This is a genomic window from Streptomyces tauricus (assembly GCF_014650955.1).
Lineage (GTDB): Bacteria > Actinomycetota > Actinomycetes > Streptomycetales > Streptomycetaceae > Streptomyces > Streptomyces tauricus.
The window spans coordinates 255,280-272,123 of record NZ_BMVY01000004.1 but is presented as its reverse complement, the minus strand read 5'-3'; the positions used below and the strand labels follow the sequence as shown (position 1 = coordinate 272,123).

Here is a 16,844-nt window from a genome sequence, read left to right as displayed (position 1 = left end):
GTAGGAAACTTTCCTAACAGTACGGAAGAGCGACTCCCACCCCCCACTGGAGGTCCCGTGCAAACCCCCCACACCCCCCTGAACTCCTCGCGCCGTACCATCCTCGCGATGATCGGAGCATCCCTGGTGGCAGGCCCAACCCTCACCGGCACCCCCGCGACCGCAGCCGCCGCGGCCCCCGGCCTCGACGACCCGGCGAAGAAGGAGATCGCCATGAAGCTGGTGTCCAGCGCGGAGAACTCCTCGCTGGACTGGAAGGCGCAGTACGGATACATCGAGGACATCGGCGACGGCCGCGGCTACACCGCCGGCATCATCGGGTTCTGCTCGGGCACGCACGACATGCTCGACCTCGTCGAGCTGTACACCCGGCGCAAGCCTGGCAACCCGCTGGCCGGTTACCTGCCCGCGCTGCGCCGCGTCGACGGCACCGACTCGCACGAGGGCCTGGACCCCGGCTACCCGGACGCCTGGCGCCGGGCGGCCCAGGACCAGGTCTTCAAGCAGGCCCAGAACGACGAGCGGGACCGCGTCTACTTCAACCCGGCGGTCCAGCGCGGCAAGGCGGACGGCATCGGCACCCTCGGCCAGTTCACGTACTACGACGCCATCGTCATGCACGGCAACGGCGGCGACCGTACGAGCTTCGGCAGTATCCGCAACCGCGCGCTGGGCCGGGCCAAACCCCCGGCCCAGGGCGGCGACGAGGTCACGTACCTCAACGCCTTCCTCGACGCCCGTGTGTGGGCGATGAAGCAGGAGGAGGCCCACTCGGACACCAGCCGGGTGGACACCGCCCAGCGCGTCTTCCTCAGGAACCGGAACCTGAACCTGAACCCGCCGCTGGACTGGCAGGTCTACGGGGACAGTTTCCACATCGGCTGAGAGCGGAGGTCCGATGGCCGCTCGTTCGTCAACGAGCGGCCACCGGACCCGCTCCCGGGGCCGATGCCGTCCCCGGCGCCGGCTCCATCGGCGCCGTCACCTCGTCGCACTCGCGGCTTCCGCCCAGGTGGTTGAAGACCAGGTTCAGGGCGACGGCCGCCACGCACCCGGTCGAGATCCCCGAGTCCAGGATGATCTTCGCGGTCTCCGGGAACGCGTGGTAGAACTCCGGCGCGGTGATCGGGATGATGCCGACGGCCAGCGACACCGCCACGATCAGCACGTTGTTGTCCTTCTCGAGGCCCGCCTTGACGAGGGTCTGGATACCGCTCGCGGCCACCGATCCGAACAGCACCACGCCCGCCCCGCCGAGCACCGGACGCGGTACCACCGCTATCAGTGACGCGGCCATGGGGCACAGGCCCATCAGGACGAGGAAGCCGCCGCCCGTGGCCACGACGTACCGGCTGCGGATGCGGGTCATCGCGACGAGGCCGATGTTCTGGGCGAAGGCACTGCACATGAATCCGTTGAACAGCGGGCTGACGGCCGAGCCCAGGGTGTCGGCGCGCAGGCCCGCCGCGATGGTCTTCTCGTCCGCCGGCCGGCCGACTATCTCCCCCAACGCCAGCATGTCCGCGGTCGATTCGGTCATCGAGACGACCATCACCACGCACAGCGAGACGATCGCGGCCAGCTGGAACTGCGGGGCCCCGAAGTGGAAGGGCGTCGGGAAGCCGACGACAGCCGCGTCGGCCACCGGCGCGAAGTCGGTGACACCGAACGGGATCGCGACGAGCGTGCCGGCGACCAGGCCGAGCAGTACGGCGATCTGCTTGACGAAGCCGCGGGTGAAGCGGCGCAGCAGCAGGACGATGAGCAGGGTCGCGCCCGCCAGGCCCAGGTTGGTGGTCGAGCCGTAGTCGTGCGCCGCCGGGTCCGGGCCCTGGGCCCAGCCGAAGGCGACCGGCATCAGGGATATGCCGATGAGGGTGATGACCGTGCCGGTGACGACGGGCGGGAAGAAGCGGACCGCCTTGCTGAAGAACGGGGCGGCGAGGAAGCCCAGCAGGCCCGCCACGATGACCGCGCCGAAGATGACCGGCAGCGCGTCGCGCTTGTCGTCGGTGGAGTTGACGACCGCGATCATCGGGGCGACTCCGGCGAAGGTGACGCCGTTGACGAAGGGCAGCCGGGCGCCGATCTTCCAGATGCCGAGGGTCTGCAGGAAGGTGGCGAGTCCCGCGGTGAACAGACAGGCGCCGGTGAGGAAGGTCAGTTCGGTCGCGGTCAGGCCCACGGCCGCGCCGACGATCAGGGGTGGGGCGACCACTCCCGCGTACATGGCGGCCACGTGCTGCAGACCGCTGGTCGCCATCTTCAGGGCGGGGAGTTTCTCGTCGACCGGGTGTCTCCCCGGGCCGGTCGCGCTTACGTCCGTACTGCTGGGCATGTGCTGGGCAGCCACGGCGGCTCCTCCGGTCGGGTACACGTCGGCGTTGACGTGGGTGTCAGGGAGGTCTTTTTTCTGGCGGGACGGTGCCCGTCACCCGTCACGGAGGGGGCGTGGCGGGGAGGACCGACGGTGTGTCACAAGGCGCGACAGGAAGGGACCGTTCCGGGGCGCGGGCAGTTCGTGCGCGCGCCCCGGAGACGGTCACCGCGGACCCCGTTCGGGTCCACGGCCACCGGCCGAGGGCCGTCCCCCTCGGCCGGAGATCTGTGCGAGGTCAGGCCCGCGCGGCGATCCGCGCGAGGCGCTGGGCCTCGTCCCGCGTGGAGCGGGCGATGGCGTCCTCGTCGACGTGCAGCAGCCTGCCGTTCTCGACGATCTGCTCACCGCCCACGAAGGACGCGGTGACCGGCGCAGCGGCGCCGAGGACGAGTGCGGTGACCGGGTCGGCAATCGACGCGTGGGCCAGGGTGTCCAGCTTCCACAGCACCAGGTCGGCGAGCTTGCCCGGTTCCAGGGAGCCGATCTCCGGTGCCCGGCCGAGGACTTGGGCTCCGCCGTACGTACCGAGCCGCAGCGCCTGACGGGCGGTCAGGGCGGCCTCGCGATGGGCGCCGAGGCGGTTGATGAGCAGCGCGTTGCGCAGTTCGGTGTGCAGTTCGCCGGACTCGTTGGACGCCGTGCCGTCGACGCCGAGGCCGACCGGTACGCCGGCCGCGAGCATGTCGGGCACCCGCGCGATCCCGGCCGCCAGACGGGCGTTGGAGGAGGGGCAGTGGGCCACCCCCGTCCTCGTACGGGCGAAGGCGGCGATGTCGGAGTCGTTCATGTGGACGCAGTGCGCCATCCACACGTCCTCGCCGAGCCAGCCGGTCGACTCGAAGTAGTCGGTCGGGCCCATGCCGAACAGTTCCTTGCAGAACTGCTCCTCCTCTACGGTCTCCGAGCCGTGGGTGTGCAGCCGGACCCCCTTGCGCCGGGCCAACTCGGCGCCCTGACGCATGAGTTCGGTGGACACGGAGAACGGCGAGCAGGGTGCGACGGCCACCTGGGTCATGGCGCCGAAGGAGGCGTCGTGGTGTTCGTCGACGGTCGCCTCGGTGGCGGCGAGGGCACCTTCGAGCGTCTCGACGGCGAAGTCCGGCGGCAGCCCGCCGTCCTTCTCGCTGCGGTCCATGGAGCCGCGGGCCAGCGTGAAGCGGACGCCCGTCTCGCGTGCGGCGCGGATGATCGACCCGGACAGGTCGCCCGAGCCCTTGGGGAAGACGTAGTGGTGGTCCATGGCGGTGGTGACTCCGCCGCGGGCCATCATCCCGAGGGAGCCCTGGGCCGCCGCGTACGTCATGCGCTCGTCGATGCGCGCCCAGGTCGGGTAGAGGGCGACGAGCCAGTCGAAGAGGTTGTGGTCCGTGGCGAGGCCGCGGGTGATCCACTGGTAGAAGTGGTGGTGGGTGTTGACCAGGCCCGGGGTGACGAGGTGGCCGGTCGCGTCGATCCGGCGTACGACGTTCTCCAGGCCCTCGGGGGCCTTGCCCGCACCCAGTGACTCGATGCGGTCGCCGGCCAGGACCAGGTGGCCCGACGTGTACTCGGTGTCGTCGGCGTCCACGGTCGCGATCGAACAGTTCTCGATGACGATCCGCCGGTCTGCTGCCATGGTTCGTCCTTCTGCCGTGCCGAAAAAGGTTGCCGATAGGGGGAGTTGCCCACCTGGGCGGGGTGCGTCAGAGGTTGCTGAGGTCCACCGGGATGAGCGCCTCGCAGCCGTCCCGCAGGATCGTCGCCTCGATCAGGCCGTAGGGCCGGTCGGCGGCGAAGTACACCTCGTTGTCGTTCTTGAGGCCGAACGGCTCCAGGTCCACGAGGAAGTGGTGCTTGTTCGGCAGCGAGAAGCGGACCTCGTCTATCTCGTCGCGGTTCTCGATGATCCGTGCGCCCATCTGGTACAGGGTCTGCTGCAGCGACAACGAGTACGTCTGCGCGAAGGCCTGGAGCATGTGCCCGCGCACCTGGGCGTAGGACTCCTCCCAGTCGGGCATCGGCTGCTCGTCGTCGGTCCAGTTGAACCGCCAGCGCCCGGAGACCTCGGTGGCGAGGATGCGGTCGTACGCCTCTTTCAGCGTCGTGTACTTGTCCTTGACGTACCCCCAGAATTCGGAGTTCGTCGAGTTCAGTACGACCAGGTCCTTGAGGCCGGAGACGACCTCCCACGAGGAGCCGTCGTACGTGATCTGCGTGACGCGGGTCTCCTGGCCCTTGCGGGCGAAGGAGTGCCCGCCCTCCTGGGCGCCGGCGGACGACGGGTCCGCCTCCGGGGCCCCGATGCGCTCCCAGGAGTACTCCTCTATACGGATCCGGGCGGTCCTGATCGGCTCCTGCGAGGTGACGAAGTGCCGGGCGAGGTGGATGCCGAACTGCTCGGCGGACTCGATGCCGTACTCCTTGGCGAACGCGTACACCGTGTTCTTGGTGGTGTCCGTCGGCAGGACGTTCGCGTTGGAGCCCGAGTAGTGGACCTCCTCCATGTCACCGCTGAGGGCGACGGAGACGTTCAGGTCCTTGATGTGGTGGGTGGCGCCGTCCCGGGTGATCCTGACGACGCGGTTCTCGGCCTTGCCGTACTGGTTCTGGGCCAGGACCGCCGGACGGGCAGAACGGGAAGGGGTGGTCATGTCTGCTAGCTCCCTCGGTAAACGGAGTAGCCGAACGGGTTGAGCAGCAGCGGTACGTGATAGTGCTCCCCCGGGCTGACGGCGAACGTGATCGCCACCTCGGGGAAGAACACCTGGGCGGCACCGCTGTCCCGGTTCGCGGGGGCGTCCTGCTGCGCCTCGGCCTGGTTCTTCGCGGGCCTGTCGCCCGCGAACGTGTCGCTCTCGGACTTCTTCTCGAAGTACGCCTCGACGGCGAAGTCGAGCCGTACGTGTGTGGTGCCCTCCGGCAGGGCCGGCAGGTCCTTGCACCGGCCGTCCGCGTCGGTCGCGGAGCCGCCGAGCGCCTGCCACCGCGCGTCCCGGCCGCCACGGGCCGCGAGCTGGACGGCGACTCCCGCCGCGGGGCGGCCGACGCTGGTGTCCAGGATGTGCGTGGACACCGAGGCGACGGGCGTGCCAGGAGTGACGGAAGCGGTGGTCTCGGTGGTCATGCGGGTGCGTCCTCCTCGACGAGCGGGGCGAGCCGGATGCGGTTGATCCTGCCCAGTTCGGTGCGCACGATCTCGCGCTCCTGTGCGGGTGTGTTGCCGATGCGCTCCCTGAGCGCGTCCCGCATCTGTTCGCCGGTGAGCCCGGTCGCGCAGATCAGGAAGACATGGCCGAACCTCTCCTGGTACGCCAGGTTCAGTTCCAGCATCTCCGCCTTGAGTTCGTCGGAGGCGCCGGCCATTCCGCGCTGTTCGCGGGAGGAGGTCGGGTCGCCCGGCTTCGGGCGTCCGATCGGCGGGTGGCCGGCCATCGCCTCCGCCAGGTCGGCGTCGGTCAGGTCGGCCATGACGGCGTCGCTCCGGGCGAAGAGGTCGTCCCCGGTGGCGTAGGGGCGGCCGGAGAGCAGCCTGTGCGCCCAGGTCGCCGAGGCGCACAGCTCGTGGAGGGCGGCGCGGGCCGCGGGTTCCTCCAGGGTGTTGAACCGGGCGAGGCCGCCGGGTGTCGTCGTACTCGAAGTCACGGCAAGCCTCCGTGGCCTTGTGCTGGACGGGCTGCGGTCAGCTAACGCCCTCGGAAACACCACGTCAACACTTTGTTGAAAAATCGAGGTAACGAAGGCGCCCCTCGCGGTCCCGCCCCGGGCGCCGTTCGCCCTGCCCGGGGCCCATGTCTCCGCTCAGGGCCCCTGCCTCCGCTCAGGGCCCCCGCTTCCCGCTCAGGCGTCCTTCTCGCGGTTCAGGTAGTTGTAGACGGTGAAGCGCGACACACCGAGCGCGCTCGCCACCGTCTCCACGCCGTGCCGTACGGAGAAGGCCCCGCGCGCCTCAAGTATCCGTACGACCTCCTGCTTGGCCTTGCGGTCCAGCTCGGCGAGGGGCTTGCCGCGCTTGCGCTCCAGGGCGGCCAGGATGTGGTCCAGCGAGTCGGCGAGCTGCGGCAGACGGACGGCCACGACGTCCACGCCCTCCCAGGAGAGCACCACGTCGTCGGGTCCGGCCTCGTCCGGCGGCAGCATCTCGGCGCCCATGGCGTCGACCAGCGGCTTGACGGCCGACACGAAGGGGTCGTCCGCGGACCGGGTCACCGGCCCTCCTCCCCGATCACGTTGAGCTGCAGCGAGACCCGGGTGGCGCCCGCGTCCAGGGCCTTGCGCAGCAGCGCGTCGACCGCGGCGAGCACCGGTTCGGCCCCGCCCTCGGCGGTGTTGCCGAACGGGCCGACGTCGACCGAGTCCAGTTCGGCCGCCTCGATGACCTCGCGGGCGACCAGCGCGTGCGGCGGCGCCTCGTCGAGGTCGAAGGGTTCGGTGGTGAACTCCACGCGCAATCGCACTGTGCCCCCATGGCATCGCTCGGTCCGTGTCTGCGACGGCCCAGGCCCGGCCGACCAGAAGGCGACCCTAGCCCACCCGGAATCCCCCTCCCGGCGGCCGGACGGGACCCGGGACCCACCACGGACACGTGCGTTTTTCCCGCCGACCCCTCTTGACAAGGTTCCCCCACGAAGGCAGCCTTTCCATCAAGCAGAAAAGAACTTCCGCAATACGGAACTGGCCAGGCCGTACAGGCCTCACCGCACGGACCTACTCGTCACGGAAGGGAGCGCCGACCCCTATGCCCGGTTTCTCGATGGATGCAGCCGCAGAGCAGCGCTTCAACGTCAACCTGTCGATCCTCTTCACCGAGCTGCCGCTCCTGGAGCGCCCCGCGGCCGCCGCCGCGGCCGGCTTCACCGCGGTCGAGCTCTGGTGGCCCTGGACCGACACCCCGACCCCCGAGCGCGCGGAGCTCGACGCCCTGAAGAAGGCGATCGAGGACGCGGGCGTACAGCTCACGGGCCTCAACTTCTACGCCGGGCAGCTGCCGGGCCCGGACCGGGGCGCCCTGTCGATTCCGGGCCGGGAGTCCGAGCGGTTCCGCGCGAACATCGACGTGGCCGCCGACTTCGCGCGGTCCCTGGGCTGTACGGCGCTCAACGCCCTGTACGGCAACCGCGTCGAGGGCGTCGACCCCGCCGAGCAGGACGAACTCGCCCTGGAGAACCTCGTAGTGGCGGCCCGCGCGGCCGACCGCGTCGGCGCGGTCCTGCTGATCGAGACGCTCAACAAGCCGGAGTCGCCGCTCTATCCGCTGGTGAGCGCCGAGGCGGGGATCGCCGTCGTCGACAAGATCAACGAAGCGACGGGACTGGGCAACGCCAGGTTCCTGATGGACCTCTACCACCTGTCCATGAACGGCGAGGACCTGCCGTCGGTGATCGAGCGGTACGCCGCCAGGACCGGCCACGTCCAGATCGCCGACAACCCGGGCCGTGGCGCACCCGGCACCGGCTCGCTCCCACTGGCCGAGCTGCTCGGCCTGCTGCGCAAGCAGGGTTACGAGGGCTGGGTCGGCCTGGAGTACAAGCCGGGCGACCGGCCGAGCGCCGACTCCTTCGACTGGCTCCCCCGCGAGGCCCGCGCCGCCCGCGGCACCCGCGCCGCCGGATGAGCGGCAACTCATAGACACAGCACGGCAGTTGACGTAGCACAGCGTGCAGAGAGGCACCCTCACCATGAGCAATCTCGCCGCCAGTTCCCACGCGTCCCGTCCCACGATCGCCTGGATCGGCCTCGGCATCATGGGCTCCCCCATGTCGGAGAACCTGATCAAGGCCGGCTACGACGTCACCGGGTTCACCCTGGAGCGGGACAAGCTGGACCGGCTGACCGCCGCGGGCGGCACCGCGGCCGGCTCGATAGCCGAAGCCGTCCGGGACACCGACGTCGTGATCACGATGGTGCCCGCCTCCCCGCAGGTCGAGGCCATCGCGTACGGGCCCGACGGCATCCTGGAGAACGCGCGGTCCGGCGCCCTCCTGATCGACATGTCCTCCATCACCCCGCAGACCTCCGTGGACCTGGCCGGGGCGGCGAAGGACAAGGGCATCCGGGTCCTGGACGCACCCGTGTCCGGCGGCGAGGCGGGCGCGGTCGAGGCCGTGCTGTCCATCATGGTCGGCGGCGAGCAGGCCGACTTCGACCAGGCCGAGCCGATCTTCGAAGCGCTGGGGAAGACCATCGTGCTGTGCGGTCCGCACGGCTCCGGTCAGACCGTGAAGGCCGCGAACCAGCTGATCGTCGCCGTGAACATCCAGGCGTGCGCCGAGGCCGTGGTCTTCCTGGAGAAGTCGGGCGTCGACCTGAGGGCGGCCCTGGACGTGCTGAACGGCGGCCTCGCCGGCTCGACCGTACTGACACGCAAGAAGGACAACTTCCTGAACCGCGACTTCAAGCCGGGCTTCCGGATCGACCTGCACCACAAGGACATGGGCATCGTCACGGACGCCGCCCGCAATGTCGGTGCCGCGCTGCCCGTCGGCGCCGTGGTCGCCCAGCTCGTCGCCTCCCTGCGCACCCAGGGCGACGGCGGCCTGGACCACTCCGCGCTGCTGCGGGCGGTCGAGCGCCTCTCCGGCGCGCGGGTCTGACCGCCCGCCCCCACAGACCCGGGCGGCGCCGGCGCTGACACCTGTCCTGTCGCGCCCAAGCGGCGGCGCCGCCCGGTACCAACAACTCCACAGCTGCGCCTGGAGCCTGACGGGAGGTCATGCTTCGGGCGCATCGCCCGCGAGGACCGTGGACCCGGATGAGGGGTAGTCCACGGAACGAGCGGGCAGGGCGAGGGCCGCGGCGGTGTGCACGCCAGTGCGGTGGTGAAGGTCCCGGCGCCTCCTTCTCGACATGAGGGAAGGGAAGCACCGGAACCGTCGCACCGCCGCGGTCCCGGCCGAGAACCCACGACGAAGAGCGCCGAGTACGGAGAGTCCCGTACTCGGCGCTCTTCGTCGTCCGTACGCCGGGGGGCGTACAGCGGTGGGCGTACGGCCGCTACGGAACCCTCAAATCAACCTCTGAACATGGCTCCTGAGGCTTCAACTCACGGTGGCACTGGGCACATCCTCAGCACACGGGGCCCGCCGGCACGGGGGCGGCGGGCCCCTTACGAAATACACCGCGGGCTTGTCCTGAAACGGGGGTGGGACGCATGGGCAGCCGGTTGAGGTGTCGGCGCGAGCCGTTCGCGACGCTGTCGCGGGGCGGGCCGCCTGCCGCGGTGACGATCGCCCCGCCCGACGCGCCACTCGGGGGGAGACGCGGGGCGGCACACGGGGGAGAGCACGGGGGCGCCGGGTCCGGCTCAGGTCGCGGCGGGGGCGGCCGGGGCTGAACACGGCGCGAGGCCCCGTCCTGATGACTCAGGACGGGGCCTCGGCTTGTGTCTGTGTCGGGGTCGGTTCGTCGGTCTCGGTTCGTCGGGACGGGTCAGACCTTCAGGGTCCTGATGGACGTGGGCGCGTGACCGGGCTCGGTCGCGATCTCCTCGAACTCCACGACGTCGCTGATGTCGTTGGTCGTGGACATCGAGATGTTGGTGACACGCTCCAGGATCGCCTCGACGACCACCGGCACCTGGAACTCCGCGGCCAGCTTCTTCGCCTGCTCGAAGGCCGCGCCCAGCTCGCTCGGGTCGGTCACCCGGATCGCCTTGCAGCCGAGCCCCTCGACGACCTTGACGTGGTCGACCCCGTACACACCCAGCTCGGGAGAGTTGATGTTCTCAAACTCCAGGTTGACCTGGAAGTCGATGTCGAACCCCCGCTGGGCCTGCCGGATGAGCCCCAGATAGGCGTTGTTCACCAGCACATGGACGTACGGGATCCGGTGCTGCGCCCCGACGGCCAGTTCCTCGATCATGAACTGGAAGTCGTAGTCGCCGGAGAGCGCGACCACCTGTGCACCGGGGTCGGCCTTGGCGACGCCGAGCGCGGCCGGGACGGTCCAGCCGAGGGGACCCGCCTGACCGCAGTTGATCCAGTGCCGCGGCCGGTAGACGTGCAGCATCTGCGCGCCGGCGATCTGGGAGAGGCCGATGGTGGTGACGTACCGCGTCTCGGGGCCGAAGGCCTTGTTCATCTCCTCGTAGACCCGCTGCGGCTTGATGGGGATGTCGTCGAAGTGCGTACGCCGCTGGAGTGACGCCTTCTTCTCCTGGGCGGCCTGCGCCCACCCGGACCGGTCCGGCAGCCTGCCCTCGGCCTTCAACTCCCCTGCCACCGCCACGAACAGCTCCAGCGCGGCCTTCGCGTCGGAGGCGATGCCGAAGTCCGGGGCGAAGATCTTGCCGATCTGGGTGGGCTCGATGTCGACGTGCACGAACTTCCGTCCGGCCGTGTAGACGTCCAGTTTGCCGGTGTGGCGGTTGGCCCAGCGGTTGCCGACGCCGAGGACGAAGTCGGACTCCAGGAAGGTCGCGTTGCCGTAGCGGTGCGAGGTCTGCAGGCCGACCATGCCGGCGTTCAGCTCGTGGTCGTCGGGGAGGATGCCCCAGCCCATGAGCGTGGGAACGACCGGAACGCCGGTCAACTCGGCGAATTCCACCAGCAGTTCGCAGGCGTCGGCGTTGATGACGCCGCCGCCCGCGACGATCAGCGGCCGCTCGGACTCGTTCAGCAGCGCGATCGCCTTCTCGACCTGGGCACGGGTCGCGGCGGGCTTGTAGACCGGCAGCGGCTCGTAGGTGTCCGGGTCGAACTCGATCTCCGTGAGCTGGACGTCGATGGGCAGGTCGATGAGGACCGGGCCCGGACGGGCCGAGCGCATCAGGTGGAAGGCCTGCTGGAAGACGCCCGGGACCTGGGCCGCCTCCAGCACGGTGACCGCCATCTTGGCGACCGGCTTGGCGATCGACGCGATGTCGACGGCCTGGAAGTCCTCCTTGTGGATCACGGCGGTCGGGGCCTGTCCCGTGACGCACAGGATCGGGATGGAGTCGCCGGTCGCGGAGTACAGACCGGTGATCATGTCGGTGCCGGCGGGTCCCGACGTCCCGATGCAGACGCCGATGTTGCCGGGCGCGGTGCGGGTGTAGCCCTCCGCCATGTGGGAGGCACCCTCGACATGGCGGGCCAGGGTGTGGCCGATACCGCCGGAGGCCTTGAGCGCCGCGTAGAAGGGGTTGATCGCCGCGCCCGGGACACCGAACGCGTTGGTGACGCCCTCGCGCTTGAGGATTTCGACTGCCGCGCGGGCAGCGGTCATACGAGCCATTGCGTACTCCTGCTTCGGCTGGAGGATTCGGGCTCCCGTCGCGCCCCGCGGAGAGCTTCAAATTCCGTATTACGGAAACTAACTTCTACTATCTGGAAGCAATGTAGGTGGGAGGCCGGAGGGCGTCAAGAGCGGGAGGCGTGCCCGAGCGCACGGCGCACTGCGCGGCGAATCAGGGGGCGTCCGATCGATTCCCTGCCGGAGGACGGCGTTCCGGAGGACGATGGAGGTGCAGCTCCCCTGCGGTTCGGTGTCACGTGTTCTGGAGAGAGTCATGGCCGAGAGCGTGCCGGTGACGTGTCCGGCCTGTCGGCGCGAGCATGTCTATGCGGCGCCGACCTACCCGTGCGCGTGCGGTGCGCCGGTCACTCCCGCTCTCGACTCACGGGCGGTCCCCGAGTCCGTCACCCACCACACCTGGGACGAGGGCTGGGTGACGATCCCCTGCGCGACCTGCGGGCGCGCGGACCAGTGGCCCCGGCCGGAACTCGGCTGCCCGTGCGGGACGGTGTTAAGGGTTCCGGTGGCCGGGACGGCCCTCGACGGCGACGGGCCCGCCGACACAGCCGAGACCGAGGCCGACAGTGACGGCGGCAGCAGCAGCCCCGAAGGTGCGGGTGCGGGCTCAGGTGAGGGCGGTGGTCGCCGTCCGCCTCCGAAGTCCCGGCCCCAGCGCCTCCCCGCCGCCGTCTCGCTCCCCCTCCCCCGCACCGAACCGGTACCCCGTCCCGCGTTCCAGCCGGTGACCATCCGTACGGCCCGGGACGCGGTGACCGCCGCCGCGCTGTATCTGCGCTGGCTCGGCTACCGGGACATCCGGCGGGCCGACCAGCGGCCCCCCTCCGGCATAGGCCTCGCGGCCCGCGGAATCGTCGCCCAGGTGGACCCGACCGTGCGCCCGGCCTCCCTCCGGGACGTGGAGTGCCTCTGGCTGACGGCGATGACGGAGTCGGCCGGCTGCGTCTACTTCTCGCTGGCCGGTTACGAGGAGGACGCCCGCGCCCGCGCCGACTCACTGGGCGTCCCCCTGTTCGTACTGGACCTCACCGGGACCCCGCAGCCGGCGAACAGCCTCGCCGACGAACTCGTCGCGACCGGCGCGTGATCGCACCAACTCGGCGAAGCGGTCGCATACTTGACCCCATGACCGTCAGAGCGGCCACTTCCGCCGACCTCCCGCTGCTCCAGGACATCGAACGTGCCGCGGGCGAGCCCTTCCGTATCTTCGGCATGCCGGAGATCGCCGACGACGAACCGCCCGCGCTCGACGTGCTGGAGCGCTTCCGCAAAGCGGGCCACGCCTGGGTCGCCGAGGACACCACGGGCCGGCTCGTCGCGTACCTGATCGGGGAGCCCCTGGACGGCGCCTTCCACATCGAGCAGGTCTCCGTCCACCCGGACGCCGCGCACCAGGGCGTGGGCCGGACCCTGATCGCGTACGCCGCCGAGCGCGCGCTGGAGGAGGGGCTGACCGGACTCACGCTCACGACCTTCTCGGAGGTCCCCTGGAACGCGCCCTACTACGAGCGGCTCGGCTTCCGTGTCCTGCCGGAGGCCGACCTCACCCCGGGACTGCGCAGGGTCCGCGCCGGAGAGGCCGAGCAGGGCCTCGATCGCCGGCCCCGGGTGTGCATGTACCTGCCGATGGAACGACCCGGACAGCACGCCTAGACGCCGGGGGCGACGCACTGGGCGCGCAGGCCGCCGGGCCGCTCGGCCCGTTCAGGCCGCTCGGCCCGTTCAGGCCGCTCGGCCCGTTCAGGCCGCTCGGCCCGTTCAGGCCGCTCGGCCCGTTCAGGCCGCTCGGGCCGCCGGGCCGTTCAGCGCGTTCAGCGCGTTCAGGGCGTCCGGTGGTGGAGGTCGGAGTCCTCGTCCATGTCCGGGGCGTTCGGGGCGTCCGGCTCGTCCGGCGTTCCGCGTGCGGACACCACGTCCGCCGTGCGGCCGGTCGCGGCGAGCTGCGCCTGGAGCCGCAGGTGCCGGAACTCGAATCCCGCCCCCGACTGGCGCAGCACGCCCCGTTGATGTGCCTCGTCCAGGAACGCCATCAGCCGCCACGGCAGCCGGCCGGTCACCGCCAGCCAGGCGCGCGCGACGAGGAAACGGCCCCAGGCGCTCAGCGCCAGCGCCGCCGTGCCCAGCGGCAGCCACAGTTGCGTACCCAGGTGCACCAGGCCGCCCCAGTCGCCGGGCGTCGCCACGACGGGCACGCAGACGCAGGCCACGATCAGTGCCACCATGCCGCCCCGGGTCAGGGACGCGGTCCGGTCGGTGCGCAGCGAGAGGCCGGGGCTCGCCGCGCGCATCAGGTCCGACGGCACGCTCAGCGCGCGGTAGACCCCGCACACACAGCCGCCGACCACTCCGATCAGCAGGCCCGCGACCAGGACCGGGGGCAGATCGCGGGCCAGGACACCCGCCGCGGGCCCCCGGGTCAGCCAGTCCCGGCCCTCGTCCGGCAGTACCGACCGCAGGTTCGACGGGTGGACCGCTGTCGTGTCCGGCCCGGCGCCCGGGGTGATGAGCGCGACCACGTCACCGCCGCGCGACTCGAAGACCGTCCGCCGTGACACGAAGTCCACGCACCGGCGCCGGGGCAGCAGCGGCATCGTGCAGTTCGGCGGGCGTGCCGTCCCGGCGAAGGCCACCGGGCGCGCCCCGTCCCCGGGCAGCAGCAGACCGCCCCGCAGGGTCCGTTCGGTGGCGGCGCTGCGCACTCCCGCCCGCTCGGAGAAGTACCAGCCGCCGATCTCCCGGTCCGCCAGGTCCGCCGCCGTACGGGACTTGAGCGCGGTCACACCAACTGCCGCGAACCCTCCCGCCGTGCAGGAGGCCACCCCGATCAGCATCGCCGCGGCGGTGCCCCTGACCGTGCCCGTCACGAACCGGCGGGCGATCCGCCCGGCACGCGGGGTGTGTGCCCCGTCCTGGCCGCCCCGGCTCGTACCGCTCACCATCAGGGCCGTACCCGCCGCCGCGCAGGTGGTGCCGAGCAGCACGGTCCACGGGTTGCCCTCGCGGCCCAGCAGGGCGATGCCCGCCGTGACCGTTCCGGCCGCCGCCAGCGCGGCGCCGCCCAGCCGGGCCGCCGCCCGGCTCATGTGGCCGCTCCAGGGCAGGCCGAGCGGGGTCGGGCGGCGGGAGAGTCCCGCGATGCCGAGGAAGAGGGTGAACAACTGCGAGAACAGGAAACCGCCGAACAGATCCGGCAGCCAGCCGTCGGTGACCCCGCCGAAGCGGAACCCGAAGCGCAGATCGTCGAAGTACGCGAACCCCGCCCACATCAGCGCGCTCACCCCGGTGGTGACGAACGCCTGCCGCCGCAGGAAACCCCGGTCCGGGCCGTCCGTGCCCCGTCGTGCCCGCTGTCCCCGCCGTCCGGACGGCAGCAGGTACCTGACCCCGAACGCGAACCCCAGGGTCTGGCCGATGAGCAAGGCGACGAGCGACAGCACGTCCTCAAGACCGGCGAGATCGTCGGCCGCGCGGGCCAGGGTCACCGGCAGCAGCAGTAAGGACAGCACGGCGAGCGCCAGCAGGCCCGGCGCGTACAGCGCGAGGGTCCGTGGCACCAGCGACTCCAGCTCCCACCAGGCGAGCCGGCCCGTGCCACGGCGGTGCAGCCCGCGGGCCAGCACGGTGAGCCGCCGGGTGGCGTCGGCGGCGGCCCTCGGTCCGGCGTCCGCGAACGCCGCGGGTACGAACGCCTCCAGGAGGTGCCCCTCCACCGCCGCCACCGTGGGGAAGCGCCGGGGGTCGAACAGCGGCGCTGGGTCGCGGGAGGTGTCGCCGTAGACCGTGCGGGCCAGGGCGACCATCAGCGGTGTGGTGAGCGCCTTCGCCAGCGGGAGGTCGGGGCGCTCGGCCAGTCTCCGCAGTACCGGTGTCCACACGGTGTGCGGGACGCCGTCCGCCGTCACGCCCAGTGGCCGCGCCGAGCGTTCCAGATGTGCCCCTGCCCGTACGAGGTCCAGGGGCCGCAGCTCCACCACCTCGGCGGCGGTGAGTACGTCGCCCTCGTCCACCGCGGCGGCCCAGGCGTCGCCCCTGCTGGTCAGCATCAGCGGTGCGCCCGGGTCGAGTTCGGCGTTGATCCGGCGTACGGCCGTCGCGCGGGCGGGGCGGGGCAGTTCGTCGAAGCCGTCGAGGACCGGTGCGACCAGGCCCGTGTCGACCAGGACGCGTGCCAGGGTGCGGCGGTCGTCCGCCTGGGCGGCCAGCGGCCGGTAGTCCGCGGCGAGCCGGGCCGCGAGCCAGTCGCGCAGCGGGGAGCGCAGGGGGTCCCACGAGGCGAGCGGGAGGATCACCGGGACCGGGCCGCCCTCCTGGCGGGCCGCGAGGCGGTCGAGGACGTACCGCATGGCCAGCACGCTCTTGCCCGATCCGGGCTCGCCGAGGACCACGACGCGGGGGTTCGGCGGGGCGGTGGCGGGGTCGGCGGTGGGGTCGGCGGTCCCTGCGTCGCCTCCCGTGTTGCCGCTCGCATCGCCGGCCGTGTTGTCGCCCGTGCGTGGGTGTGGCAGTACGGCGCCGGGCGGGATGTTGTACGGGTGGTCGGCCAGGCGGCGGTCCGCGAGGGACCAGTCCACCTCCAGCGGGGCCGGGTCCTGGAGGCGCCGCAGCCGCGCCTCGGCCGCCCACTGGTCGCGCACGGCCTCCGCGAGCGCCTCGACGGCCCGGCGCCGATGGGCGCCGTCGCCGTCCGGGCGCGGGGTGGTGTCGCCGCGCAGGACGTCGGCCATCAGCGCGGCGACGGACATGAAGGCGCCGAGTGCCGTCAGCAGGACGCCGGCGGTGGCGGAGTCCTGCCACCAGAACCGCAGGATCGCGGCCAGGGCCGCGAGTGCGACCGCGCACACGGCGAACCACATGCGTCTGCGTGCCTGCGCGTTGTGCAGTCCGGTTCGCATCCCCACCGCTCCCCCATCCCCACCGCTCCTCCGCCGACTCGTCGGTCACGGACTTCCGAAGTGACCTGTTGTAGTCCTCATCGCGATGGCAAACCGGCTGTTCGAGACACGTGTGAGTGAGCGCGTGGGGGTGTTTGGGGGGCGGGTGGAAGCGCGGAGGCCCTTTCGGGCAGGGGTCACGGGCATAGGCGGGGGGCATGGGATGCGTCCCGCCTATGCCCTTTCACCGGGGGTGGGAGGGGGTGGGCGTGTGTTTGTTGGTGCGGGTCCGCTGGGGCTGGGTGCGCGGTTCCCCGCGCCCCTTAGGTGGGTGGAGCTGGCCTGTGTTTATAGGTGCGGGTGCGTTGTCGCTGGGTGCGCAGTTC

At 71.3% G+C, this 16,844-nt stretch carries 14 protein-coding genes; 5 read left to right on the top strand and 9 right to left on the bottom strand.

Going from position 1 to position 16,844, the window contains the following annotated elements; genetic code table 11:
• Positions 1 to 108: 108 nt before the first annotated feature.
• A complete protein-coding gene (locus tag IE278_RS10095; RefSeq protein ID WP_189770879.1) occupies positions 109 to 885 on the top strand; it encodes a chitosanase in 777 nt (258 codons plus the stop codon).
• Positions 886 to 913: 28 nt separating this feature from the next.
• Here the strand turns inward: IE278_RS10095 and IE278_RS10090 are convergent, their stop codons facing one another.
• From IE278_RS10090 to IE278_RS10060, 7 genes are all read right to left on the bottom strand, one after another.
• Positions 914 to 2,338 carry a nucleobase:cation symporter-2 family protein gene (locus IE278_RS10090; RefSeq protein WP_189771013.1) on the bottom strand — a complete coding sequence of 475 codons (1,425 nt, stop codon included), beginning with the start codon at positions 2,336 to 2,338 and terminating at the stop codon, positions 914 to 916.
• 277 nt (positions 2,339 to 2,615) lie between these two features.
• Entirely contained in the window at positions 2,616 to 3,995 is a 1,380-nt protein-coding gene (locus IE278_RS10085) for an 8-oxoguanine deaminase (RefSeq protein ID WP_189770877.1), read from the bottom strand.
• Between the two features lie 67 nt (positions 3,996 to 4,062).
• Positions 4,063 to 5,010: a factor-independent urate hydroxylase gene (pucL, locus tag IE278_RS10080; protein WP_189770875.1), complete on the bottom strand. Its 948-nt coding sequence runs from the start codon at positions 5,008 to 5,010 to the stop codon at positions 4,063 to 4,065.
• A gap of 5 nt (positions 5,011 to 5,015) precedes the next feature.
• A complete protein-coding gene (locus IE278_RS10075; RefSeq protein WP_189770874.1) occupies positions 5,016 to 5,483 on the bottom strand; it encodes a hydroxyisourate hydrolase in 468 nt (155 codons plus the stop codon).
• A complete protein-coding gene (uraD, locus tag IE278_RS10070; RefSeq protein ID WP_246570220.1) occupies positions 5,480 to 6,001 on the bottom strand; it encodes a 2-oxo-4-hydroxy-4-carboxy-5-ureidoimidazoline decarboxylase in 522 nt (173 codons plus the stop codon). The genes IE278_RS10075 and uraD overlap by 4 nt, the downstream gene beginning before the upstream one ends.
• A 195-nt stretch (positions 6,002 to 6,196) precedes the next feature.
• Positions 6,197 to 6,508: a helix-turn-helix domain-containing protein gene (locus tag IE278_RS10065; protein WP_373311966.1), complete on the bottom strand. Its 312-nt coding sequence runs from the start codon at positions 6,506 to 6,508 to the stop codon at positions 6,197 to 6,199.
• A 53-nt stretch (positions 6,509 to 6,561) separates the two neighbouring features.
• Positions 6,562 to 6,813: a YkoF family thiamine-binding protein gene (locus tag IE278_RS10060; RefSeq protein WP_189770872.1), complete on the bottom strand. Its 252-nt coding sequence runs from the start codon at positions 6,811 to 6,813 to the stop codon at positions 6,562 to 6,564.
• Between the two features lie 281 nt (positions 6,814 to 7,094).
• Between IE278_RS10060 and IE278_RS10055 the strand changes: the two genes are divergently transcribed.
• Together IE278_RS10055 and IE278_RS10050 are read left to right on the top strand one after the other, a co-directional pair.
• Complete coding sequence (locus tag IE278_RS10055) at positions 7,095 to 7,970, top strand: TIM barrel protein (RefSeq protein WP_189770871.1); 876 nt, start codon at positions 7,095 to 7,097, stop codon at positions 7,968 to 7,970.
• Positions 7,971 to 8,034: 64 nt separating this feature from the next.
• Positions 8,035 to 8,949 carry a 2-hydroxy-3-oxopropionate reductase gene (locus IE278_RS10050; protein WP_189770870.1) on the top strand — a complete coding sequence of 305 codons (915 nt, stop codon included), beginning with the start codon at positions 8,035 to 8,037 and terminating at the stop codon, positions 8,947 to 8,949.
• A gap of 835 nt (positions 8,950 to 9,784) precedes the next feature.
• Here the strand turns inward: IE278_RS10050 and gcl are convergent.
• Positions 9,785 to 11,569: a glyoxylate carboligase gene (gene gcl / locus IE278_RS10045; protein WP_189770869.1), complete on the bottom strand. Its 1,785-nt coding sequence runs from the start codon at positions 11,567 to 11,569 to the stop codon at positions 9,785 to 9,787.
• Positions 11,570 to 11,843: 274 nt separating this feature from the next.
• On the opposite strand from gcl, the gene IE278_RS10040 reads away from it, so the two are divergent.
• Both IE278_RS10040 and IE278_RS10035 read left to right on the top strand, forming a co-directional pair.
• Positions 11,844 to 12,674, top strand: coding sequence for a hypothetical protein (locus tag IE278_RS10040; RefSeq protein WP_189770867.1), 831 nt, complete (start codon positions 11,844 to 11,846; stop codon positions 12,672 to 12,674).
• A 38-nt stretch (positions 12,675 to 12,712) separates the two neighbouring features.
• On the top strand, positions 12,713 to 13,240 hold the full coding sequence (locus IE278_RS10035) for a GNAT family N-acetyltransferase (RefSeq protein ID WP_246570219.1): 528 nt from the start codon (positions 12,713 to 12,715) through the stop codon (positions 13,238 to 13,240).
• 167 nt (positions 13,241 to 13,407) lie between these two features.
• Here IE278_RS10035 and IE278_RS10030 read toward each other — a convergent pair whose 3' ends face one another.
• Entirely contained in the window at positions 13,408 to 16,479 is a 3,072-nt protein-coding gene (locus tag IE278_RS10030) for an NACHT domain-containing protein (protein ID WP_189770865.1), read from the bottom strand.
• Positions 16,480 to 16,844 lie beyond the last annotated feature (365 nt).